Annotated in this window: 31 protein-coding genes and 1 tRNA gene; 31 read left to right on the top strand and 1 reads right to left on the bottom strand. The window is 53.7% G+C overall.

Translation table 11 applies throughout. The features are described 5' to 3' along the window. The first annotated feature begins 103 nt into the window (after window positions 1–103). The 22 genes from FZF21_RS05430 (at window position 104) to FZF21_RS05535 (ending at window position 10,752) form a co-directional block, all read left to right on the top strand. Window positions 104–337 (top strand): helix-turn-helix domain-containing protein, encoded by a 234-nt coding sequence (locus FZF21_RS05430; RefSeq protein ID WP_149121038.1) that lies wholly within the window; start codon window positions 104–106, stop codon window positions 335–337. Between the two features lie 29 nt (window positions 338–366). After that, window positions 367–909, top strand: coding sequence for a toxin YdaT domain-containing protein (locus tag FZF21_RS05435; protein WP_149121037.1), 543 nt, complete (start codon window positions 367–369; stop codon window positions 907–909). Between the two features lie 89 nt (window positions 910–998). Continuing rightward, entirely contained in the window at window positions 999–1,145 is a 147-nt protein-coding gene (locus FZF21_RS05440; protein ID WP_015571544.1) for a hypothetical protein, read from the top strand. Then, the gene (locus FZF21_RS05445; RefSeq protein ID WP_149121036.1) at window positions 1,138–2,037 is read left to right on the top strand and encodes a DNA replication protein; all 900 of its coding nucleotides are present in this window, start codon (window positions 1,138–1,140) and stop codon (window positions 2,035–2,037) included. The genes FZF21_RS05440 and FZF21_RS05445 overlap by 8 nt, the downstream gene beginning before the upstream one ends. Then, entirely contained in the window at window positions 2,027–3,460 is a 1,434-nt protein-coding gene (locus tag FZF21_RS05450) for a DnaB-like helicase C-terminal domain-containing protein (RefSeq protein WP_149121035.1), read from the top strand. The genes FZF21_RS05445 and FZF21_RS05450 overlap by 11 nt, the downstream gene beginning before the upstream one ends. Beyond that, window positions 3,460–3,804, top strand: a complete 345-nt coding sequence (locus tag FZF21_RS05455; protein ID WP_149121034.1) for a winged helix-turn-helix domain-containing protein — start codon at window positions 3,460–3,462, stop codon at window positions 3,802–3,804. Before FZF21_RS05450 ends, FZF21_RS05455 begins: the two co-directional genes overlap by 1 nt. Further along, window positions 3,801–4,004, top strand: a complete 204-nt coding sequence (locus FZF21_RS05460; protein ID WP_047050266.1) for a hypothetical protein — start codon at window positions 3,801–3,803, stop codon at window positions 4,002–4,004. The genes FZF21_RS05455 and FZF21_RS05460 overlap by 4 nt, the downstream gene beginning before the upstream one ends. Further along, complete coding sequence (locus tag FZF21_RS05465) at window positions 4,001–4,336, top strand: hypothetical protein (RefSeq protein ID WP_149121033.1); 336 nt, start codon at window positions 4,001–4,003, stop codon at window positions 4,334–4,336. The genes FZF21_RS05460 and FZF21_RS05465 overlap by 4 nt, the downstream gene beginning before the upstream one ends. Beyond that, on the top strand, window positions 4,333–5,085 hold the full coding sequence (locus FZF21_RS22175; protein ID WP_244323626.1) for a hypothetical protein: 753 nt from the start codon (window positions 4,333–4,335) through the stop codon (window positions 5,083–5,085). Before FZF21_RS05465 ends, FZF21_RS22175 begins: the two co-directional genes overlap by 4 nt. After that, window positions 5,085–5,369, top strand: a complete 285-nt coding sequence (locus FZF21_RS05475) for a DUF4752 family protein (RefSeq protein WP_047359648.1) — start codon at window positions 5,085–5,087, stop codon at window positions 5,367–5,369. The genes FZF21_RS22175 and FZF21_RS05475 overlap by 1 nt, the downstream gene beginning before the upstream one ends. 144 nt (window positions 5,370–5,513) lie before the next feature. Next, window positions 5,514–5,795, top strand: coding sequence for a hypothetical protein (locus FZF21_RS05480; RefSeq protein ID WP_097414431.1), 282 nt, complete (start codon window positions 5,514–5,516; stop codon window positions 5,793–5,795). A gap of 212 nt (window positions 5,796–6,007) precedes the next feature. Further along, a complete protein-coding gene (locus FZF21_RS05485; protein ID WP_032104836.1) occupies window positions 6,008–6,463 on the top strand; it encodes a YbcN family protein in 456 nt (151 codons plus the stop codon). Further along, window positions 6,463–6,633, top strand: a complete 171-nt coding sequence (locus tag FZF21_RS05490) for a NinE family protein (RefSeq protein WP_149121032.1) — start codon at window positions 6,463–6,465, stop codon at window positions 6,631–6,633. The genes FZF21_RS05485 and FZF21_RS05490 overlap by 1 nt, the downstream gene beginning before the upstream one ends. Continuing rightward, window positions 6,626–7,237, top strand: a complete 612-nt coding sequence (locus FZF21_RS05495; protein ID WP_149121031.1) for a recombination protein NinG — start codon at window positions 6,626–6,628, stop codon at window positions 7,235–7,237. The genes FZF21_RS05490 and FZF21_RS05495 overlap by 8 nt, the downstream gene beginning before the upstream one ends. Then, complete coding sequence (locus FZF21_RS05500; RefSeq protein WP_063452511.1) at window positions 7,234–7,458, top strand: hypothetical protein; 225 nt, start codon at window positions 7,234–7,236, stop codon at window positions 7,456–7,458. Before FZF21_RS05495 ends, FZF21_RS05500 begins: the two co-directional genes overlap by 4 nt. Beyond that, window positions 7,455–7,595, top strand: coding sequence for a YlcG family protein (locus FZF21_RS05505; RefSeq protein WP_045332081.1), 141 nt, complete (start codon window positions 7,455–7,457; stop codon window positions 7,593–7,595). The genes FZF21_RS05500 and FZF21_RS05505 overlap by 4 nt, the downstream gene beginning before the upstream one ends. Then, on the top strand, window positions 7,592–8,281 hold the full coding sequence (locus FZF21_RS05510; RefSeq protein ID WP_149121030.1) for a bacteriophage antitermination protein Q: 690 nt from the start codon (window positions 7,592–7,594) through the stop codon (window positions 8,279–8,281). The genes FZF21_RS05505 and FZF21_RS05510 overlap by 4 nt, the downstream gene beginning before the upstream one ends. A 249-nt stretch (window positions 8,282–8,530) precedes the next feature. Beyond that, on the top strand, window positions 8,531–9,037 hold the full coding sequence (locus FZF21_RS05515; RefSeq protein ID WP_063963200.1) for an HNH endonuclease: 507 nt from the start codon (window positions 8,531–8,533) through the stop codon (window positions 9,035–9,037). Between the two features lie 4 nt (window positions 9,038–9,041). Then, a tRNA-Thr gene (locus tag FZF21_RS05520) sits at window positions 9,042–9,116 on the top strand. Between the two features lie 172 nt (window positions 9,117–9,288). After that, window positions 9,289–9,660 carry a phage holin family protein gene (locus FZF21_RS05525; protein ID WP_048961198.1) on the top strand — a complete coding sequence of 124 codons (372 nt, stop codon included), beginning with the start codon at window positions 9,289–9,291 and terminating at the stop codon, window positions 9,658–9,660. Next, window positions 9,644–10,288, top strand: a complete 645-nt coding sequence (locus FZF21_RS05530) for a glycoside hydrolase family 19 protein (RefSeq protein ID WP_149121029.1) — start codon at window positions 9,644–9,646, stop codon at window positions 10,286–10,288. Before FZF21_RS05525 ends, FZF21_RS05530 begins: the two co-directional genes overlap by 17 nt. After that, on the top strand, window positions 10,276–10,752 hold the full coding sequence (locus FZF21_RS05535) for an Rz lytic protein (protein WP_149121028.1): 477 nt from the start codon (window positions 10,276–10,278) through the stop codon (window positions 10,750–10,752). The genes FZF21_RS05530 and FZF21_RS05535 overlap by 13 nt, the downstream gene beginning before the upstream one ends. Before the next feature lie 278 nt (window positions 10,753–11,030). Here FZF21_RS05535 and FZF21_RS05540 read toward each other — a convergent pair whose 3' ends face one another. Further along, window positions 11,031–11,672: a hypothetical protein gene (locus FZF21_RS05540; RefSeq protein WP_149121026.1), complete on the bottom strand. Its 642-nt coding sequence runs from the start codon at window positions 11,670–11,672 to the stop codon at window positions 11,031–11,033. 54 nt (window positions 11,673–11,726) lie between these two features. Between FZF21_RS05540 and FZF21_RS05545 the strand changes: the two genes are divergently transcribed. The 9 genes from FZF21_RS05545 to FZF21_RS05585 all read left to right on the top strand — a co-directional run bounded on the left by FZF21_RS05545 (window position 11,727) and on the right by FZF21_RS05585 (window position 19,177). After that, complete coding sequence (locus tag FZF21_RS05545) at window positions 11,727–11,945, top strand: hypothetical protein (protein ID WP_149121025.1); 219 nt, start codon at window positions 11,727–11,729, stop codon at window positions 11,943–11,945. A 7-nt stretch (window positions 11,946–11,952) separates the two neighbouring features. Beyond that, window positions 11,953–12,387, top strand: coding sequence for a ubiquitin carboxyl-hydrolase (locus tag FZF21_RS05550; RefSeq protein ID WP_149121024.1), 435 nt, complete (start codon window positions 11,953–11,955; stop codon window positions 12,385–12,387). Further along, the gene (locus FZF21_RS05555; protein WP_149121023.1) at window positions 12,384–13,637 is read left to right on the top strand and encodes a phage terminase large subunit; all 1,254 of its coding nucleotides are present in this window, start codon (window positions 12,384–12,386) and stop codon (window positions 13,635–13,637) included. The genes FZF21_RS05550 and FZF21_RS05555 overlap by 4 nt, the downstream gene beginning before the upstream one ends. Before the next feature lie 177 nt (window positions 13,638–13,814). Beyond that, window positions 13,815–15,164 carry a phage portal protein gene (locus FZF21_RS05560; protein WP_149121022.1) on the top strand — a complete coding sequence of 450 codons (1,350 nt, stop codon included), beginning with the start codon at window positions 13,815–13,817 and terminating at the stop codon, window positions 15,162–15,164. Further along, complete coding sequence (locus tag FZF21_RS05565; protein WP_149121021.1) at window positions 15,124–16,050, top strand: phage minor head protein; 927 nt, start codon at window positions 15,124–15,126, stop codon at window positions 16,048–16,050. The genes FZF21_RS05560 and FZF21_RS05565 overlap by 41 nt, the downstream gene beginning before the upstream one ends. A 2-nt stretch (window positions 16,051–16,052) precedes the next feature. After that, on the top strand, window positions 16,053–17,318 hold the full coding sequence (locus tag FZF21_RS05570; RefSeq protein WP_149121020.1) for a hypothetical protein: 1,266 nt from the start codon (window positions 16,053–16,055) through the stop codon (window positions 17,316–17,318). A gap of 12 nt (window positions 17,319–17,330) precedes the next feature. Further along, window positions 17,331–17,780 carry a hypothetical protein gene (locus tag FZF21_RS05575; RefSeq protein ID WP_023300384.1) on the top strand — a complete coding sequence of 150 codons (450 nt, stop codon included), beginning with the start codon at window positions 17,331–17,333 and terminating at the stop codon, window positions 17,778–17,780. A gap of 17 nt (window positions 17,781–17,797) precedes the next feature. Then, window positions 17,798–18,874 (top strand): major capsid protein, encoded by a 1,077-nt coding sequence (locus FZF21_RS05580; protein WP_063928195.1) that lies wholly within the window; start codon window positions 17,798–17,800, stop codon window positions 18,872–18,874. A 9-nt stretch (window positions 18,875–18,883) separates the two neighbouring features. Continuing rightward, window positions 18,884–19,177, top strand: a complete 294-nt coding sequence (locus FZF21_RS05585; RefSeq protein ID WP_023296439.1) for a hypothetical protein — start codon at window positions 18,884–18,886, stop codon at window positions 19,175–19,177. Window positions 19,178–19,212: the final 35 nt, after the last annotated feature.

The following is a 19,212-nucleotide window of genomic DNA, read 5'->3' on the forward strand; positions in this document are numbered from 1 at the left end:
CGCGCAATGTACAACCATGGTTTTATTCCATCAAACGAAAATGGTTGTTGACTAAATACAACCATAGTTTTATTCTTCATTCATATTCACTACGGAGGTTGTTATGAACCCAACCATTAAAACCGCTATCACCATTGTCGGTTCTCAAAAAGCCCTTGGTGAAGCGTGCGCAGTGTCGCAGCAGGCGGTTTACAAGTGGCTACACAACAAAGCGAAGGTTTCTCCGGAACACGTGAACAGCATCGTTAAAGCAACTGGTGGCGAGATTCAGGCATACCAGATTCGCCCTGATTTGCCGACGCTGTTCCCGTCACCGTCCGACAACACAGCCGCTTAACGGCGGCCCTCACCACGAAAGGGAAAGCAATGCATTCACTTGCGTATCAACACAATACTGGAATACACCCGGGGGCGATGATAAACCGCGCTCAAGCTAAAGCGGCGCCAGACCACGAAAAGATCCGCGATGCGGTCCGAGCATGGTCGTCGGCGCTGGACAATCAGGACGTGGTGTCAGCGCTGATCATCAACGAATACCGGGAGCAGGGCGGGACCGCCATCAGCTTTCCGGAAGATATTAGCCGGGCGCGCCAGAAGCTGTTTCGCTTTCTGGATAACCGTTTCGACTCCGAACAGTACCGCGAGAACGTGCGCCAGTTGACGCCCGCAATCATGTCCGTCCTGCCTCTGGAGTACCGCAACCGGCTGGCGCCGCAGAACGACACGATGTCTTTGATCGCTACTGCGATGAAAGAGTGTGCAGAAGCTAAACAGGCCGTGCTGCTGGACGCCCCAGAGCACCAGAAGCTGAAAGAGGTAAGCGAGGGTATAGCGTCGCTGTTCCGCCTCATGCCGGAGCAGGTAGGACCGCTGATGACGATGGTGACGTCGATGTTGGGGGTTATGTGATGGGAAGTATCAAAAATGGCGAAAGCCAGTCTGCGTCAACAGAACTGGCCTTCAGATGCAAATCGTCTGCACTCATTGCAGGAGGAATAATGGCAAAAAATCCACGCTATTACCATACCGCTGTACATAAAAACATAACCCGCGACCGCTTCATCCGCTCGGTTAATCCGATTGTGGCAGAGAAGATGCGCGCCATTCTGGAAGAACTGAAACGTAAGGAGAGTGGCCGTGGGTAACGTATCCAATTTAGCCGAAGCCAGAGAGGCCAGAAGGCTCCAGAAACCGCGCACGAATGACGGTAAGGGGTTTGCCTTGCTGCACCGTAAAATTATGGATGTGCCGTTCTATAAGGACGCTGAGGCGGCTCATTTATGGGTTCACCTGCTCCTGCGCGCTAATCACGAACAGACACTGGTATCTACTGATGTTGGCGATGTGATCTGCGAACGCGGAGAGTTCATTACCGGGCGAAACACGCTGGCAATGGAAACGGGTTTGACCGCTGATCGCGTTAAATCACTGCTCCGTAAATTCCAGAATCTGGGCATGATCACCACCAAATCAAACAACCGTTTTACTGTTCTAAAAGTGGTCAAATATGACGAATATCAGTCAAATTTTTGTCCAGCCGATGTCCAGCCAGTGTCCAGCGCAAACGCAGTTATATCAATACCTGTGGAGGCGGAGTGTCCAGCCGATGTCCAGCCAGTGTCCACAGATAACAATATATTAAATAACTTACTACCTAACGGTAGTAAGTATGTCGCAAACGACCAGAAACCCGCTGAAGAGAAAAAGTCCCGTTTGTCATGCGATGAAGTATGGCAATGCCTGAAAGACGAACTGCCTGAAGCCCGGGGATGGAGATGCCTCACTGATGAGCGACGCAATCTGATCCGCACCTTCTGGGGTAAGGCCAACAAAATTGCCCGCAACCTGGACGGTAAGCCGATGGATATGGACGGTTTCAGAAGCTATCTGCGCTACATCGCTCAGAACTGCCGCTGGATGCTTGAAGACCGACCAGACCAGAAATCCGGGAAGACCTGGCGCCGCATGAAATTCGATAAGTTCCTGACCGAAAAGCTCTACATCGAAGTGCGCGAGGGGGATCGTGATGACCGCTGATTTCATGGCTGTACCACAAAACCTCGAGGCAGAGCAGAGCGTTATCGGTGGCCTGTTGCTGGATGATGACAACAGCGAGCGAGTCCAGAAGGTTCTGGCGATGCTCAAGCCTGAGTCGTTCTACAGCCGACCTCACCAGCTGATCTTTGCCGAGATGCGCCAGATGTTCCGCGACAACAAGCCAGTCGATGGTCTGACACTGTTCGACGCGCTTGAAGGAAAAGGGCTCGCGGAGCAGGTAGGTGGCTTTGCTTACTTGGCTGAGATCGCCAAGAACACTCCAAGCGCTGCAAACATCGTGGCATACGCAGCATCAGTCCGGGAAGCCGCAATGGAGCGCTACGGTATCAACCGCCTGACCGAAGCTACCGAGCTGCTGTATTCCCGTAACGGCATGAGCGCTACGCAGAAGTACGAGGCCATTCAGGGTATTTTCACCCAGCTCGCAGACCATTCAAAAACCGGCAGTCGCCGTGGGTTGCGGTCGTTCGGCGAGGTTATGGATGACTGGGTGGCGGATCTGGAGAAGCGTTTCGACCCTTCAGGCGAACAGCGTGGCATGAGTACCGGCATCCCGTCACTCGACCGACTGTTAGCGCCGAAAGGCCTGGTGAAAGGCTCCCTGTTTGTGATTGGCGCAAGACCAAAGATGGGCAAGACAACCCTGTACGGGCAGATGGCAATCAACTGCGCGATTCGCGAGAAAAAGCCAGCGCTGATGTTTAGCCTGGAAATGCCCAGCGACCAGATCCTCGAAAAGCTTGTTGGGCAGAAGTCCGGCGTAAACCCGAGCATTTTTTACATGCCCGCCACGGATGACGCCGATGACCAGTACCAGGGCGATTACGACGGCGACTTTAAGAAGGCGATCGCCACAGCCGGGCGATTGAGTGAAATCGACATGCTGTACATCGACGACACTCCGGGCCTGTCACTGGCGCACATCGTTAGCGAAAGCCGCCGAATCAAACGCGAGAAGGGCTGCGTAGGCATGATTCTGGTTGACTACCTGACGCTGATGACCGCCGAAAAAGCAGACCGTAATGACCTGGCCTACGGGATGATCACCAAAGGGTTGAAGAACCTCGCCAAAGAGCTTGGCTGCGTCGTCGTGCTGCTGACCCAGCTCAACCGCGAACTGGAGAAGCGAGTGAATAAACGCCCGTTGCCGAGCGATTCCCGCGACACAGGGCAGATTGAGCAGGACTGCGACTACTGGGTTGGCATCCACCGGGAAGGTGCTTTCGATGACAGCGTGCCGCCGGGAGAAACCGAGTTAATCCTGCGACTCAACCGCCACGGCAGTACCGGAACGGTTTATTGCAATCAGAACAACGGGGCAATTCACGACACAGACCAGCAGGCCGCCGCCGCAGAACGCCGCGGGCGTGAGCAGCAGCCGAAAAAGAAAGGGGGGTTCTGATGACCATAACAATTCGTGGGCAGATTCTTGCAGCCCTGCGTAATAACCCGGGCCTGAGCAGTGCTCGCATTGCCAGCATGATCGGCATGACCACCAAAAAGATTTCCGGCCCGTTAAGCACGTTGTTTGCAGACGGCCTGATCGAGTTCGAGGGTAAGCATGGCCAGCGGCTTTATCGGCTGACCAGCTACGGCATGAAATACGCACCGGAAACCATACCGGCCATGCCGAAGGGAAATTCGAAGCTGGTGCAGCGCACAGAGGCAAACGTGATCTGCCAGGAGTGCCGCAACAGTCCGGCGATGAGAAGGGTATTGATGGTTTGGGGGAGGGTAGGGGTATGACACGCATCCGTAACTTTGGCTGGAATCGCCTGAAGCTGGCCACCCTGTCATACGACGAACTCAATCAGCTTGAGGAGCAGGTGAAACTCGAACACGCCTGCAAAGACGGCATCCACATGTACGACAAAGCAGGCCGTGACAAGCTCGATTCTCTGAGTTGGGCCGTATACAACAAGCAGAAGCAGGAGTCCGCCCAATGAGCAACATCGACAAACGGGCCGTGCAAGCAGTTGCCGATTTGAAAGCTGGTTACACCCTAGGTCACGCTGACGTTGAAATCATACAGCAGATGGCTCTAGATGCGGTGACGTTGATGGATGAGCTGGAAGCCGCACAGACGCTGATTGATGAACAAAGGGAGATTATGCGCCAGGCCGCCAGTGATATCTCTTACGCAATCTTTAACCTGACGGGCTCTGACTTGAGCCGTTTGCAACCGGGCGTCGTTGAAACCACCGACCCGACTGATACAGCTTTAATTGCAGAGCGCAACTTACGCGCCGCAGCAGCCGGTAAAGGAGATGCATCATGAGCACCTTCACCAAAGAGCAGTTAATCGCCCGTATCAATCAGGTAACGGCAATCAATAAATACCGCATCAGTAGGGACACTGACGCTGATGGGTTGGTGATGGATAACGAGCTGTTTGCTATCGCGCTGGCATCGCTAGAAGCGGAGGCTGTGGGTTACTTCGGAAGATTCGACGCAGATGATGAAGACCTGATCGACCAGTGCAGTCAGAATATTAAGGGAGCATTCCCTCTTTACGCCGCCCCTCCAGCGCCGGTATCTGTGCCTGATGAAAAGGGCAAAGCTGATGACTTTGAGCTTAATGGCCCTCTGTCGTGCTATCAGGCTGGGAAAATTGATGGATGGAACGCCTGCCGCGCCGCCATGCTTCAGGGTGCCGAACCTGTAAAGACTGCTAACAAGTTGCCAGCCTATACGCCATGCAAGGATGCGCCAGAGCATATCTGGCTTCAGACTGCTGGAGTATGGCCAGAGAATGGCGAGTTCAGCGAATTAACATGGTGCAGCGACAATCAGCACAAGGACGACACTCTCTATGTTCGCGCTGACGTCGTGTCTGGCAACTCTCCGGTGATTCCGGATGGGTGGGTTATGGTGCCGGTTGATATGTCTCCCGAGATGATGCGCGCAGTCCAGATTAACTCCGAGCTTGGCGCGTACTCTGCCACTAACCTCACTGGCGCTTACTCGTTGTTCCGTGAGTTCTGGGATGTGGCGATAGCAGCAGCACCGCGGCAGGAGGTGAAGTGATGGATGCATTCAAAGATTTCAGCGTGACTGACTGGTTATTTTTCGCAACGATGATCCTCGCCTGGCTACATCTTGCAGTTAAAACGTATGGCTGGGTCATAGGCATGCTGATTCGCCGCGGGTGGAGATTGTGGAATCGCAAGGACGAGCAAACACTGGCCATGGACTCGTTTTACGAGGCGTTCCGGCTGGCAGATATCGAGCCAGGGCAGAGAGTGGTCATTACTACCGAAAGCGGAATGACGATCCACATCATCCGACCAAAAGGTGATCGACATGCCTAACCCATTCGACGCAGCAAGGCTGTAAGAAAAATAGCAAACTATTTTAACTCATTGATATATAGACATGTTTTACAATTTAACTGCTTCATTTCCTCTTGCTTGGTGGTACATTCATTTGGCGATGTAAAACCAGCAGGAGGCGTTATGAGTATCGATCAACTTTGCATGAAACAAGAGTGTTGGGCATTGGAGATGCTTGGTAGGGTTGGCGCTTTAACGCAGTGCCCTCATCATGAGGGCGCTTATGTTGATGAGGGCATAGAAGAGTCCGACATCTACAAATACGCAGCCGGAGCTTATAAAAAAAGCAACGGTAGTCATCTATTCGAAAGCTTTAAAGAGATGACTGATGCTGTTAAAAGCGCATACGAAGAGCACGGTGGAAATGATGTTTGCCCGCTGTGCTTTAAACGCGTGGACGACTAACTCATTGGCCTCTCCGGAGGCCTTTCTCTTCAGTTGATTTTGTTGAATCAACCGTCCATACTTTCTTTGCTGATGGTCTGAACACCCATTGGTGACTTCTGCGCATTTAAGGGGACTTAAATGCGACCACAATCTGAACTCCTCACCTTGTCACAGATGCAGAAATGCACCTGCGATTTTCTGCATTCTGCGGTTTCCGTTAAGGAGGCCGTATGACACTGCCAGTAGACGGCATCAAACTCCATCGCGGTAACTTCGCGGCCATCGGCCAGCAGATTCAGCCATTGCTGGATGCCGGGCAATGCTTCCGCCTGCAGGTGAAGCCGTGGCGCGAGAAACGCAGCCTGTCGCAGAACGCGCTCAGCCACATGTGGTACACGGAAATTAGCGAGTACCTCATCGCCCGCGGCAAGACCTTCGCTACACCCGAGTGGGTCAAAGACGCGATGAAGCACACCTATCTCGGCTACGAAAGCAAAGACCGCGTGGACGTCGTGTCCGGCGAGGTCACCACGGTTCAATCTCTCCGCCATACGTCCGAGCTGGAAACCGGCGAGATGTACATTTTTCTGTGCAAAGTCGAAGCCTGGGCGATGAATATCGGCTGCCACCTGACCATCCCGCAGAGCTGTGAATACCAGCAGCTGCGCGATAAGCAGGAGGCCTGATGTCTACTCCACTTTCCCGCGTCATCACCAATGAAATCTTCCGCGTTCCGGCGCGCCGCAAGCGTAAGCCCGCGGTTAAGCCGTCCGATATCCCGACCATGAAAGATTACACCGCCCGCCTGGTGGATCAGAAATGGCTGCGTCTCGTGGCACGGAGGGCGCATGGCTAAGTTACCGCGCCGCAAGTGCGCCCATAAAGCTTGTCGCCAGTGGTTCCACCCGGTCCGCGACGGGCAGGTAGTTTGCTCATTCGAATGCGCCAGCGCGATTGGCAAAGAACAGACCGCAAAAGCCCGTGAAGCCGCTAAGCAGAAGGAAGCGCAGCGTCAGCGCACCGAAGAGAAGGCAGGTCGCCAACGGCGCGCTGCGCGGCGTAATGAGCTGAAGCCGCTCCGTCACTGGGTGCAGATGACTCAACGCGCCTTCAACGACTGGCGACGTGAAATGCTGCTTGCTGCCGGTTATGGCTGCATCTCATGCGGCACTAAGAGCGCTTTTGTATGGCATGCCGGACATTACCGCACCACAGCGGCTGCACCACAGCTGCGCTTCAACCCAGATAATTTGTGGTTACAGTGTCCAGTCTGCAACGTTCATAAATCAGGGAATATCGAGGCCTATCGTGCAGCCTTGGTCGAACTGATCGGTGAAGAACGCGTACTGTCCCTCGAATCCAACAACGAAAACCACCGATACACCCGTGAAGAGCTGGATGGCATCCGCGCCAAAGCCAGGGCAGATCTTCGCGCACTAAAACAGCAGGAGGCAGCATGAGTAAAATCCAATACCCAATGACCACGGCGGCTATTTTCGATGATGTTGTTTACCCTGTGCGCTTCGATAATGCCGACAAGGTTAAGCAAGAGGTCGAAGGTGCTGTTAACTGGTTCTGCCGGTGGTGCAATGAAGAGAAAGCAGTTGTGAAAGCACGGGTTCTGGTCAGTTGTTGGGGGAAGTATCTGAACTATGCACAAGTCATGGAGGATGGAGTGTGAAACCAGAAACGCTTGAGATACTCCGCACGCGCTGGCAGCGCCTACGGATTTACCGCCGCCCGGGCTCCGTGCTGGTGGATTACCGCATCCTCCGTAACTTCGTTCGCATCTATCACCCAGCAGGAGCCGCACAATGAACAACCAGCAACTGGAATACGTACGTCAGCAGCTCATTGTGGCGACCGCAGATCTGAGCGGGGCGACGAAAGGGCAACTGGTAGCTTTCGCCGAGAATGCACAGTTCACCGCGACGGCGCGCAGCCGGGGACGTAAGAAAGTCACTGACCCGGTAACCGGCCGTAAAGTTAACCCAGACGGCCCGGCGATGAGCGGCAGCCAGTCCCGCGCCAAGGGATCGTCAATCGCGCTGGTGGGCCCGGTTGAGTTCTTGACCGCATCGTGGCGCCGCGCCGTGCTGTCTCTGGAAGACCACCAGAAAGCTTGGCTGCTGTGGAACTACAGCGAGAATATCCGCTTCGAGTACCAGGTGGCTATCACCCAGTGGGCATGGGCAGAGTTTCGGGAACAGCTCGGCGCGAAGAAGGTGGCCAGCAAGACGATGGAGCGCCTGAAGAAACTGATATGGCTGGCGGCGCAGGACGTGAAAGCAGAGTTGTCTGGACGTGAGACGTACGAATACCAGGCGCTGGCGTCGCTGGTGGGCGTAACACCAAAGAACTGGTCAGAGACCTTTACAGACCGCTGGGTAGAGATGCGCCGCATCTTCCTGCGCCTGGATGGCGGGGCTTTATTGCAGGTTACGCGATCACGTTCACAACAAAAGGCGACAAATTTGGACTCAAGTCTTGCAAAACTGGATTGAAACGCATATATTTCATGTAAATCTGATATCGTCGCCATAGCTTTGATTGTCGACACAAAGAATACAAGCCCGAGGTTAACGCCTTGGGCTTTTTTATTCCCAAATTTCACAAGCGCACCGCAATGCGCATTCAACTACGTCGAACCAAACCCTTTGAAATGAGCCTTTGAGGAAGTCAGTTAGTGCTGGCGAGCCTCGACGGGCTGATTTCCATTGCGGCAAAGGTTCATTTCAAAGCAAGGAAAACGCATGAGCGCAAAAACAATCCCTTTACCAATCGCAAAGGCTAGACAGTTTTTGGAAGTTGATGGCAGTAGTGAAAGTGGGTTGAGGTGGAAGGTTGATGCTAGCACCAGAGCAAAAAAAGGCGCCAGGGCCGGGAGTCTTGATAACCACGGTTACTACTACGTCAAAATAGACGGCGTGAAATATAAAGCGCATCGACTTGTCTGGGCCATAGCAAATGGTGAAATCCCAGATGGCATGACAATTGATCACATTGATAGAAATACTAAAAACAATTCCTTAGAAAACCTGAGGATTGCAGATTATAAGCTCCAGGCTGAAAATCGTAGCCGTGACTACCTTAAATTACGCACGAATTGCGGCTCCCTAACTGTCAGGAAATCTGGGCGAATTGACGCCTCAATCTGTATAAACTCCAAGAGATTTTATAAAAGCGGGCGAGATAAAGCTGAGCTTATTAAATGGATGGAGGAAGTGCAGAGTAACAAGATGGCTCATCAACTTGACTAATTTCGCCGGTCTAGTTCAGTGGCAGAACGGCAGCCTTGTAAGCTGCGCGTCAGAGGTTCGATTCCTTTGCCCGGCACCAGTACCCACTACCTGGGACCCTTCGGCCAGAGAGCCGGCATTGCCTTACCCTCATCTTCCTGGCTTGTCGCCAGGTTTTTTATTCCAGGCCCCGGGAACCATCATCGACACGCCTACTTGTTAAATCGTCCCGAGGGCCTGACCTAATCAACCAGCACCAAGCAGGTGCGAACATGAAGAAAACCACTATGCAAGACAGACCAGATACCTGGGCGGTGATGCTTGCGTGGCTTGTAAACCACAAAAACGAAGCTGGCTATTCGGTACTGGCTTTTGTCATGTCGATACTCGCTACCTCGCGCGGCGCGAAATCAAAGTGGAAAGACCGGATCGCCGGCGCAACGATGTGCGGGATCCTTTGCTTCTTCGCTCAGCCGACACTCACGGCTATATGGGCAATCTTCAACTGGAATTTTCCCCCTGAACTTTGCTGGCCGATCTCGGCGGGCGTAGGATATGTGGGGGTGGATTCGCTTTTCGCCTATGCGCGCCGTCGCCTTGGCCTGAATGAACCGGGAGACAAAGCAAATGCTGACCCTCAGTAAATTCCAGCAAGCAACGGGCACCAGTGCGGAACTGGCCGGGAAGTGGTTTCCAGTCGTGCTGGCTGCAATGCAGAAGTACGACATAAGCACACCGTTAAGGCAGGCGCACTTCCTCGCGCAGGTGGGGCATGAATCATCTGGTTTCGTTCATGTGGAAGAGAGCCTGAATTACCGCTACGGCGCATTGCTGGCGATGTTCGGTAATCGAATCAGCCAAGAAGACGCTTTCAGATATGGTCGTGTTGATTCGGGCCAGAATGCTCACCCGGCCGACCAGAAAATGATTGGCAGCATCATCTACGCCAACCGGAACGGGAACGGCGATCGCAACAGCGGTGATGGATATCGTTACCGAGGGCGCGGCCTGATTCAGGTGACGGGGAAGGCGAATTACGCCGCGCTGGTGAATCAGCTGGGCGTTGATATCGTAAAGAGCCCAGAACTACTTACTCAGCCTCAATATGCTGCTGAATCCGCAGCTGCCTGGTGGAGCAATCACGGACTTAACGCTATCGCTGACTCAGATGATGTTAGCCGCATCACCAGAATCATCAACGGTGGTACCAACGGACTGGAGGACAGGAAAGCCCGCTTGACTAAAGCTAAGGGGGTTTTATGTTCGGGTTAATCAGTTTATTCCGCATTTTCAAAAATAATGCGCACATTATTATTCCTTGCGCGTTCATCATCCTTGTCGCTATCTGCCTGTGGGGGCTGAACGCCCGCAATCATCAGTTGACGGCGACGAACGACAGGCTGACACAGCTTAACGACAGCAAGGATGTGCAGATCAACGACCTGAGGGCTAAAAATGACGATCTGGCGGGGAGCGTTAAAGATCTTGCTGGCGCCGTTAACAGGCAAAACGTGGTCATGTCAGAGGTCGCAGAGCAAAGGGCTGAGTCGGCCAAGCAGAACCGAATGCTCCAGAGCGAGATTAAGCGCTACCTGGCGGCAGATAAGTGCGCTGCTGCTCCTGTTCCTGATGCCGCTGTTGAGCGGTTGCGCGCAGCAGCAGAAGCCGCCCGTGGAATACCGGGTGATAAAGCAGCCGGCCCTGAACCTTCCGGCGGAGCTGACGTCGCGCCTTGATGTGCCGGATCTGCCAGACCAACCCTCATACGGTGACAGTGTTTCGATGAACGCGACGCTTTACGGGATAGTCGGGCAGTGCAACATCGACCGTGCGGCAATTCGCAAAATTGAGAAAGGGCGAAATGATGAAAATCAACCAGTGCAGTGAAGGTTTCGACAACCCATCCAGGTTCCGCGATGAATGGGATAAGCAGACCGAAAATAAGTAGGCCGTTACAGAAGCTCTTCTCTGAGGGGCTTCGATAATGAAAAAAGAATTATAGCGGTGTATAGCTTCAGAGAGCTGAACCTTTGAAGGTAATTGATGAACCTTGATATCCAGCAGCAACGCCGTAATTATTGCTTCTGGTAATAGGTAGCTCGTTAATCATGTGAAGCATACATCTAACAAGTAAGCCATAAGTGATGGCCGCATAACGCAGTTCATGAGGGCATGTTTCTGAAGATAGATTGTGTTTTTGCTGATTTTGGCCGTCATCAATGAAAACCATGTAATCTAAATCTCCTAAAGCCTTGTGGTCATATGAAGGAAGCTTGTCAACGTTTTCAATAATTTCAATAAATTCACTGTGAGTCGCCCCTTCATAGTCGTGTTGATGTGCAAAGTTGTTTCTAATGTTGTTCAGCTTTTCAATGATGCGGTATGCAGGCAATGGTAAACCCATGCGCTGGGCAAGCTTGGCTTTACCCATAAAATTCATAGAAAATCGAACCTTGCTTTTGTCTTTGGAGTCGTTAACGAAAAGGTCTTTAATTCCAACGTAAGAGCATATCCACGCCTCAAGAAAGCGTTCAATAGCTAAGTGAGTTGTTAAGCAGCTAGCTAATTTATTATTGCCAAGCATGATTTTTTCGAATGTTTTAGGGTCGAAGGTGAATCCTGAAACTTCCATAAAAATGTCAAAATTCATTGACATGAGACCTCCTCAATTAACTAAAAATGCCACGATCGTTCGATTATAGAGGCGACAATGTCCGACATCTACCAAATCACGCTAACAACCCAAACAGGCGAAACCTTCACGGGCAAGATGTCACGACGTCAGCCTGAGCTGGTTAATGGCTTTGTGCCGCTGGCGACCGAAACAGGCCAGTGGCTGTATTTCGCTCCTGCCGATGTAAAGCGAGTGGAGTTCACGCCAGTGCCGGCAGAGCAGGACGAACAGCCAGAAGAAAAAACAACGGAGTAACGAAACTATGGCGACCAAACCAAAGACTGGCCGCCCTTCTGATTATCTACCAGAGGTGGCTGCTGACATCTGTTCACTGCTTGCCGATGGGGAAAGCCTGCGCAAAGTTTGTGATCGACCCGGGATGCCTAACAAGGCGACGGTGTTCCGCTGGTTGGCACAACATGCAGAGTTTCGCGACCAATACGCGAAAGCCACTGAGACACGCGCTGACGCGATTTTCGAAGATATGTTCGATATTGCTGACCGTGTGAATGAAGAGGCTGCCGCAGTAGCTAAAGCACGTCTTCGCATCGACACGCGAAAATGGGCCCTGGCCCGCATGAACCCGAAAAAGTACGGCGACAAAGTCAGCCAGGAAATCGACCACAAATCTTCAGACGGAACTATGACTCCGAAGCCGACTGTCATCCAGTTGCTTCCCGTTGAGCCGAAATCATGAGTGAATCCGTTCAACTGCCGATCCCCGCCAAGCTTGCGCCGCTGTTCACTGCGGTGAATAAGCGTTATCGATGCTCGCACGGTGGACGTGGTAGCGCCAAGACGCGCACCTTCGCACTGATGACTGCGGTAAAGGCTTACCAGTCGATGATGAACGGTGAAAGCGGCGTAGTGCTCTGCGCGCGTGAGTTCATGAACTCCCTGGAAGAGTCGAGCATGCAGGAGGTGAAACAGGCGATCCTGTCTGTTCCATGGCTGGCTTCCAACTTTGATATCGGCGAGAAGTACATCCGCACCATCGACAAGAGCGTTAACTACGTGTTCTGCGGCCTGCGGCATAACCTCGACAGCATCAAGTCGAAAGCGCGCATCCTGCTTTGCTGGGTAGATGAGGCTGAATCAGTCAGCGAAATAGCCTGGCAGAAGCTGAGCCCGACCGTTCGTGAGGAAGGCTCAGAGATTTGGGTGACCTGGAACCCGGAGCGCGACGGCAGCGCAACGGATAAACGTTTCCGCAAAGAAGCCGGCGACGACTGCATCACCGTTGAGATGAACTATACGGATAACCCGTGGTTCCCTGACGTGCTTGAAGGTGAGCGACAGAACGATCAGCGCCGCCTCGACCCGGCGACATACGCATGGGTGTGGGAAGGCGCTTACCTCGAAAACTCTGATAAGCAGGTCCTGGCCGGAAAGTACCGGATCGCTGAATTCTCGGACCAGTTATGGAAAGAGGCCGAACGCCTGTTCTTCGGAGCTGACTTCGGTTTCGCGAAAGACCCGAACACTCTGGTGCGCTCGTTCATCCTGCATAACCGGCTGTACATTGAATACGAGGCATACGGGCAGCAGACAGAGCTCGACCACATGCCAGAGCTGTATGACACAATTCCCGGATCGCGTGACTGGCCCATCAAGGCCGACTCTGCGCGACCTGAGACAATCAGCTATCTCAAACGGCAGGGGTTCAACATCTCCGCCGCCGAGAAATGGCAGGGGAGCGTTGAGGACGGAATCGCCCATCTTCGCGGCTTCGACGAAATCATTATCCATCCCCGCTGCAAGAACGTGGCGCGCGAGGCTCGCATGTGGTCGTACAAAACGGACCGCATCACCGGTGAGGTGTTGCCGAAGCTCGCCGATGGTTACGAACACTGCTGGGATGGCATTCGCTACAGCCTTGACGGACACATTAAGCGCAAAGGGCAGATGGCCGGGATGATGATTCCTAAGCGTCTGCAAGGACGTTAAGTTACAAATTTCGAGGTAACACATGCATGTTGATTTTCTCCCAGTATTCGCGCTTGGTTTCGCTCTGGGCCAGTTATTCTGCCTTTTGTGGATGCACTTCCTGATTCTACGAAAAAGATAACCATGAGACCGAATAGCAGCCTTTTTTATTGACCAAATCCCACCAACGGACAAACCATGACTGACAAATTAACTCTCGCCGTCAACCATGCGTTGAACGATGCGCGGATGGCTCGCGCCCGTATGGGGCTGATGGCGCCTACAATGGGGCTGGACAATAAGCGCCATTCAGCATGGTGCGAGTATGGCTTCCCTGAGCAGGTCACCTACGAAAACCTCTACGCCCTGTACCGTCGCGGTGGTATCGCTCACGGTGCAGTTGAGAAGCTGGTGGGCAAGTGCTGGCAGACTAACCCGGAAATCATCGAGGGTGACGATGCAGACGAGAGCGAAAACGAAACTGCCTGGGAAAAGAAGTCAAAGCAGGTATTCAACAACCGTTTCTGGCGCTCATTTGCCGAGGCGGATCGCCGTCGCCTTGTCGGTCGTTATGCAGGAATCCTTCTGCACATCCGCGACGAAAAAGACTGGAACCTTCCGGTTACCAAAGGACGAGGTCTTCAGAAAATATCCGTTGCGTGGGCAGGATCGCTCACCGTAAGCGAGTGGGACACTGGACTGAATTCGAAGACGTACGGCCAGCCGAAGATGTGGCAGTACGCCGAACGGTTGCCGAATGGTTCAAGTCGCCGCGTCAATATCCACCCCGATCGCGTTTTCATCCTTGGTGATTACTCAGACGATGCTATTGGCTTCCTTGAGCCAGCTTATAACGCCTTTGTGAGCCTGGAGAAGGTAGAGGGCGGGTCTGGTGAGTCATTCCTGAAGAACGCCGCTCGCCAGTTAGCACTTAGTTTCGACAAGGAAATCGACTTTGGCAGCATTGCATCTATGTACGGCGTTAAAGTAGATGAGTTGCAGGATAAATTTAATGACGCTGCACGCGAGATGAATCGCGGAAATGATGTGCTTCTTTCTCTCCAGGGGGCCAGCGTAACCTCCCTCGTTTCTCCGGTTTCTGACCCGTCTCCAACCTATGACGTTAACCTGCAAACAGCCGCCGCAGGAGTTGATATTCCTACGCGTATTCTGGTTGGCAACCAGCAGGCTGAGCGCTCGAGCACCGAAGATCAGAAGTATTTCAACGCTCGCTGCCAGTCGCGCCGTGTAGACCTCGCTTTCGAGATAGAGGACTTTTGCGACAAGCTCATCGACCTACAGATCGTCGACTCAGTCAGCCAGAAGGCTGTTATCTGGGATGACCTGAACGAACAGACCGGTACTGAGAAGCTCACTAACGCCAAGACCATGGGCGAGATTAACCAGACCATGCAGGGCAGCGGCGATGAACCAGCGTTCACCCGTGAAGAGATTCGTACAGCTGCGGGCTATGACAATGACGACGAAGAGCCGTTAGGAGAAGAGGATGGCGACGAACAAGACGAAGCCACCGATTCTGCCGCGTAATTATCAAGATCCGACCGGGGCCGATGCGCTGGAACGCCGGGCAATGAAAGACTTCGCCAGGCGGATGAATAAGATTGGCAAAGCGTACAAATCAGCACTCGACAAAATACCTTCCTCCCTCGCAGTAAACGCCAGATACGAATACCAGCTAAACCCAACGCTACTCTCCATCATCCTGAACGATGCCAGTTACCTGGTTGATCAGGTACTGCTTGAAGGTGGCGATTACGACTTGTGGTTTTACGAGTACATCGATCTGGCATCGGAGAAAGGTACAGGGCAGTCGTTCTACAACCTCAGCCAGCAGTCACCTGTGTATGCCGCAGGTCGTGAGTCGCTGGCGTCCATCCTCGCAAGCGACCCGTACCAGCAACGCATGGCGCTGGTGCATGCCCGTGTGTTTGAGGAAATGAAGGGACTGACGGCTGACGTTAAGCGCGACATGGCGCGTGTGCTGACTGATGGCGTGGGCCGTGGTCTCAATCCGCTGGACATTGCCCGCAACCTGACAGAACAGACAGGAATCGAGAAGCGCCGGGCAAACCGTATAGCACGCACTGAAGTGACTACCGCGCTGCGCCGGGCTAAGTGGGATGAAGACCAGGAGGCGAATGACCTTTACGGCCTTAAAACGCTTCTGGTTCACATTTCGGCTCTGTCACCGACAACGCGACATACCCACTCAGTGCGCCATGCCCATCTCTACACCAACGAAGAGGTGCGTGACTGGTATAGCAAAGATGGCAACTCCATCAACTGCAAATGCAGTCAGCAGTCGGTGCTGGTGGATGCGGACGGTAAGCCGGAATACCCGGACACCATCACGAAACTCAAACAGGAATATAAATCGATGCAGGCGCGCGGTTACGCCTGGGCGGAGAAATAACTATGCCTATGCAGGTCAATATCACCACGAAGGTGAACAGCCAGTCTATCAGGCGCGAAACCTACAACGATCGCGAGCATCTGGTACTGCCGAGTTACACGCTGCCGGCAAACGTCGTCATGAATGGCGGGTTGTACACGCAAGAACAAATCGACGCCCACTATAAGGGGCTGGAAGGTACCCTGGCGCCGCTGGGCCACCCTCAGGTTAATGGTCAGTTCGTGTCTGCTTTCTCCCCGGAGGGGATTAACGCAGGCCATATCGGCGCATGGAACCGCAACGTTAAGAAGTCCGGTAACCGTATCTACCTCGAAAAGTGGGTTGATGTTGCCCGTGCCAGTGAGTCTGAAGGTGGTCGAGAACTACTCGAGCGCGTCGCAGCTATCGAGCGTGGAGATGACGTGCCGCCTATTCATACCAGCGTGGCCGCTTTCCTCGACCAGCTTGAACCGAACGAACAGCAACGCGCTACCGGCGCCGACTGGGTAGCCAAGATCTACAGCATGGACCACGACGCGATCCTGTTGCACGAAGTCGGGGCGGCAACCCCTGAGCAGGGAGTTGGCCTGATGGTCAATGCCGATCTGGCTCAACCGCTCAAGGCTAACTCGGGCGCACTGGTGGGTGAATCCTACCGTGAGCGCGAGCAGCGTCTCGATCGCGCAGCCAAAGCGAAGTTTGCGGCGGGCGCGGATGAATACGCATGGGTTGCTGATTTCACTGACTCGCAAGCGGTAATCATCCGTAACGGCGGAACCGCTGAGGTGTTTGGCTACAAGTCTGAGGGCGGCGTAATCACCTTCGACGATACCGGCACCGCAGTAGCGCGCCAGGAGTCTTGGGTGGCGGTCGTCGCTAACAAATTCAAAGCTCTATTCACACCGCAGGAACAGCCTGCACCAAACCACAAAACGGAGGGCGACATGCCTTTAACCACTGAAGAGAAACAAGAGCTGATCAGCGAAATCGGTAAAGGCCTGGCCGCAAACTTCGCCGAAGCCCTGAACCCGATTAAGGATGCGATCACCGGCCTACAGGCCAATCAGGACAAGCTTACTGAAACGCTAACTGCAAACTCTCGTGCGGAAGAAAAAACAAAGCGTGATGCGGTTGCTGCGGTTCATGGCGACATCGTGGCCAACGCGCTTTCTGGCGATGCCCTGGACGCAATGTTCAAGTCGCTGGGCGAAGCTGCTCCGCTGGGCACCAACAATGCTCAGCAGCACAAAGAAACCGGCGCACCTGCCGCAGACGAACACTTCAAGTAAGGAGCCGGAATAATGCCACGTTATCGTCGCGTTAATATCGACGGTCAGTCTCTGTACAAGACCGAAACCCGTACTACGGCGGCAGCGCTGCTACCGGGTACCGCCGCAACCATCAACTCATCCGATAAATTCGCTCAGGCCACTGCGCTAACCGGACGCCTGTACATCATCGATGTCGGTTACCACCAGGGCCTGACAATCACCGAAGAAATCCCTGCCGGGGATTCGGCAGTAGGTAACTACGTCGAAGAAGGTCGTGAGCTGGCGCTGCGCTGCCTGCCTGGTGCGTATAAAAAAGACAGCCCGATCAAGCTGGGCACTGCCGGTCAGTTTACCCTGGCAACCGATGACACTGATTCAGTGATCGGATACAGCCAGGATGAATACACCATCGCGGCCAGCACCACCGACTTCATCCGCGTGCGCATGCGCGTTGGTACTGCCGCCGCTGCTGGCGCGTAACAAAAGGACAAAAACATATGTACTTCTCAAAAGAGACGCTGGCGACTAACTCCCGCCTTGGCGGGCACTGGAATGAGCTGTGGGCAAACCGCAACATGTGGAACCTACAGAACGATTCCATCATTGCAGCTAACCGCGCGATGATGACTGCTGACATGCTGGCCTGTAACGCCGTTGGCGGTTTCTCCCGTGACTTCTGGGCTGAGATTGACAACCAAGTGCTGCAACTGCGGGATCAGGAAGTTGGCATGGAAATCGTGAACGACCTGATCGGAGTTCAGACGGTGCTGCCGGTCGGTAAAACCGCCAAGCTGTATAACGTGGTAGGCGACATCGCTGACGACGTGTCAGTAAGCATTGATGGCCAGGCGCCGTTCTCCTTCGACCATACTGACTACGCGAGCGACGGGGACCCGATTCCGGTGTTCACTGCTGGTTACGGTGTTAACTGGCGTCATGCTGCTGGCTTGAACTCTGTGGGCATCGACCTGGTGCTGGACTCGCAGATGGCGAAGATGCGCAAGTTCAACCAGAAGCGCGTCAACTACTACCTGAACGGCGATTCAAAAATTCAGGTTCAGTCCTATCCTGCGCAGGGTATCAAGAACCACCGCAACACCAAGAAGATTAACCTCGGATCTGGTGCTGGTGGCGCGAACATCGACCTGACCACCGCTGACATGACTGCGATCTTCGCATTCTTCGGTAAAGGGGCATTCGGTACAACCGCGCGCACCAACAAAGTTGCCGCATACGATGTGATGTGGGTTTCCCCGGAAATCTGGGCAAACCTCGCGCAGCCGTACGTGGTGAATGGCGTTGTAAGCGGCACTGTATTGCAGGCGGTTCTGCCGTTCGCGCCAGTGAAAGAAATCCGCATGAGCTTCGCGCTGACCGGCAACGAGTTTATCGCGTACGTTCGTCGCCGTGACGTGATCTCTCCACTGGTAGGCATGGCCGTAGGTGTTGTTCCGCTGCCGCGCCCACTGCCTAACGTTAACTACAACTTCCAGATCATGTCTGCTGAAGGTCTGCAAATCACCGCAGACGATCAGGGCCTGTCTGGCGTTGTCTACGGCGCTAACCTGGCGTAAGGAAACAGCATGGCTAAATACGAAGTTGTGCGCCCATGGTTCGGCGTGAAGGTTGGCGACGTGGTGGAGTTGAAAGAGCTTCATCCGGCGTTGAAGTCTAACGTTCGGCTGATGAAAGGCGAAGCTGGTGGCGAGCTGAAACCAGCAACACCTGATGCCGGTACTGGTGAGAAATCTCGCAAAGAGATTATTCAGGACCGCCTTACTGAGCTGGGCATTGAGTTCAAGGGCACCTTGGGCGCTGAAAAGCTCAGTGAGCTGTTGCCAGATGGCGAACTCGAAAAGCTTTTCCCTGCTGAATAACAGCCGCCGCTAAGGCGGTTTTTTTATGCCCCGCT

The organism is Enterobacter sp. LU1 (assembly GCF_008271405.2).
In the GTDB taxonomy this organism is placed as follows: Bacteria; Pseudomonadota; Gammaproteobacteria; order Enterobacterales; family Enterobacteriaceae; genus Enterobacter; species Enterobacter hormaechei_C.

Coding starts and splice junctions, on each gene's coding strand:
- FZF21_RS05550 (WP_149121024.1), top strand. CDS start 11,953: ATGGCGACCAAACCAAAGACTGGCCGCCCTTCTGATTATCTACCAGAG.
- FZF21_RS05460 (WP_047050266.1), top strand. CDS start 3,801: ATGACACGCATCCGTAACTTTGGCTGGAATCGCCTGAAGCTGGCCACC.
- FZF21_RS05535 (WP_149121028.1), top strand. CDS start 10,276: ATGTTCGGGTTAATCAGTTTATTCCGCATTTTCAAAAATAATGCGCAC.
- FZF21_RS05570 (WP_149121020.1), top strand. CDS start 16,053: ATGCCTATGCAGGTCAATATCACCACGAAGGTGAACAGCCAGTCTATC.
- FZF21_RS05490 (WP_149121032.1), top strand. CDS start 6,463: ATGTCTACTCCACTTTCCCGCGTCATCACCAATGAAATCTTCCGCGTT.
- FZF21_RS05530 (WP_149121029.1), top strand. CDS start 9,644: ATGCTGACCCTCAGTAAATTCCAGCAAGCAACGGGCACCAGTGCGGAA.
- FZF21_RS05575 (WP_023300384.1), top strand. CDS start 17,331: ATGCCACGTTATCGTCGCGTTAATATCGACGGTCAGTCTCTGTACAAG.
- FZF21_RS05465 (WP_149121033.1), top strand. CDS start 4,001: ATGAGCAACATCGACAAACGGGCCGTGCAAGCAGTTGCCGATTTGAAA.
- FZF21_RS05500 (WP_063452511.1), top strand. CDS start 7,234: ATGAGTAAAATCCAATACCCAATGACCACGGCGGCTATTTTCGATGAT.
- FZF21_RS05495 (WP_149121031.1), top strand. CDS start 6,626: ATGGCTAAGTTACCGCGCCGCAAGTGCGCCCATAAAGCTTGTCGCCAG.
- FZF21_RS05540 (WP_149121026.1), bottom strand. CDS start 11,672: ATGTCAATGAATTTTGACATTTTTATGGAAGTTTCAGGATTCACCTTC.
- FZF21_RS05485 (WP_032104836.1), top strand. CDS start 6,008: ATGACACTGCCAGTAGACGGCATCAAACTCCATCGCGGTAACTTCGCG.
- FZF21_RS22175 (WP_244323626.1), top strand. CDS start 4,333: ATGAGCACCTTCACCAAAGAGCAGTTAATCGCCCGTATCAATCAGGTA.
- FZF21_RS05525 (WP_048961198.1), top strand. CDS start 9,289: ATGAAGAAAACCACTATGCAAGACAGACCAGATACCTGGGCGGTGATG.
- FZF21_RS05435 (WP_149121037.1), top strand. CDS start 367: ATGCATTCACTTGCGTATCAACACAATACTGGAATACACCCGGGGGCG.
- FZF21_RS05585 (WP_023296439.1), top strand. CDS start 18,884: ATGGCTAAATACGAAGTTGTGCGCCCATGGTTCGGCGTGAAGGTTGGC.
- FZF21_RS05515 (WP_063963200.1), top strand. CDS start 8,531: ATGAGCGCAAAAACAATCCCTTTACCAATCGCAAAGGCTAGACAGTTT.
- FZF21_RS05475 (WP_047359648.1), top strand. CDS start 5,085: ATGGATGCATTCAAAGATTTCAGCGTGACTGACTGGTTATTTTTCGCA.
- FZF21_RS05430 (WP_149121038.1), top strand. CDS start 104: ATGAACCCAACCATTAAAACCGCTATCACCATTGTCGGTTCTCAAAAA.
- FZF21_RS05560 (WP_149121022.1), top strand. CDS start 13,815: ATGACTGACAAATTAACTCTCGCCGTCAACCATGCGTTGAACGATGCG.
- FZF21_RS05450 (WP_149121035.1), top strand. CDS start 2,027: ATGACCGCTGATTTCATGGCTGTACCACAAAACCTCGAGGCAGAGCAG.
- FZF21_RS05555 (WP_149121023.1), top strand. CDS start 12,384: ATGAGTGAATCCGTTCAACTGCCGATCCCCGCCAAGCTTGCGCCGCTG.
- FZF21_RS05480 (WP_097414431.1), top strand. CDS start 5,514: ATGAGTATCGATCAACTTTGCATGAAACAAGAGTGTTGGGCATTGGAG.
- FZF21_RS05440 (WP_015571544.1), top strand. CDS start 999: ATGGCAAAAAATCCACGCTATTACCATACCGCTGTACATAAAAACATA.
- FZF21_RS05565 (WP_149121021.1), top strand. CDS start 15,124: ATGGCGACGAACAAGACGAAGCCACCGATTCTGCCGCGTAATTATCAA.
- FZF21_RS05580 (WP_063928195.1), top strand. CDS start 17,798: ATGTACTTCTCAAAAGAGACGCTGGCGACTAACTCCCGCCTTGGCGGG.
- FZF21_RS05545 (WP_149121025.1), top strand. CDS start 11,727: ATGTCCGACATCTACCAAATCACGCTAACAACCCAAACAGGCGAAACC.
- FZF21_RS05510 (WP_149121030.1), top strand. CDS start 7,592: ATGAACAACCAGCAACTGGAATACGTACGTCAGCAGCTCATTGTGGCG.
- FZF21_RS05455 (WP_149121034.1), top strand. CDS start 3,460: ATGACCATAACAATTCGTGGGCAGATTCTTGCAGCCCTGCGTAATAAC.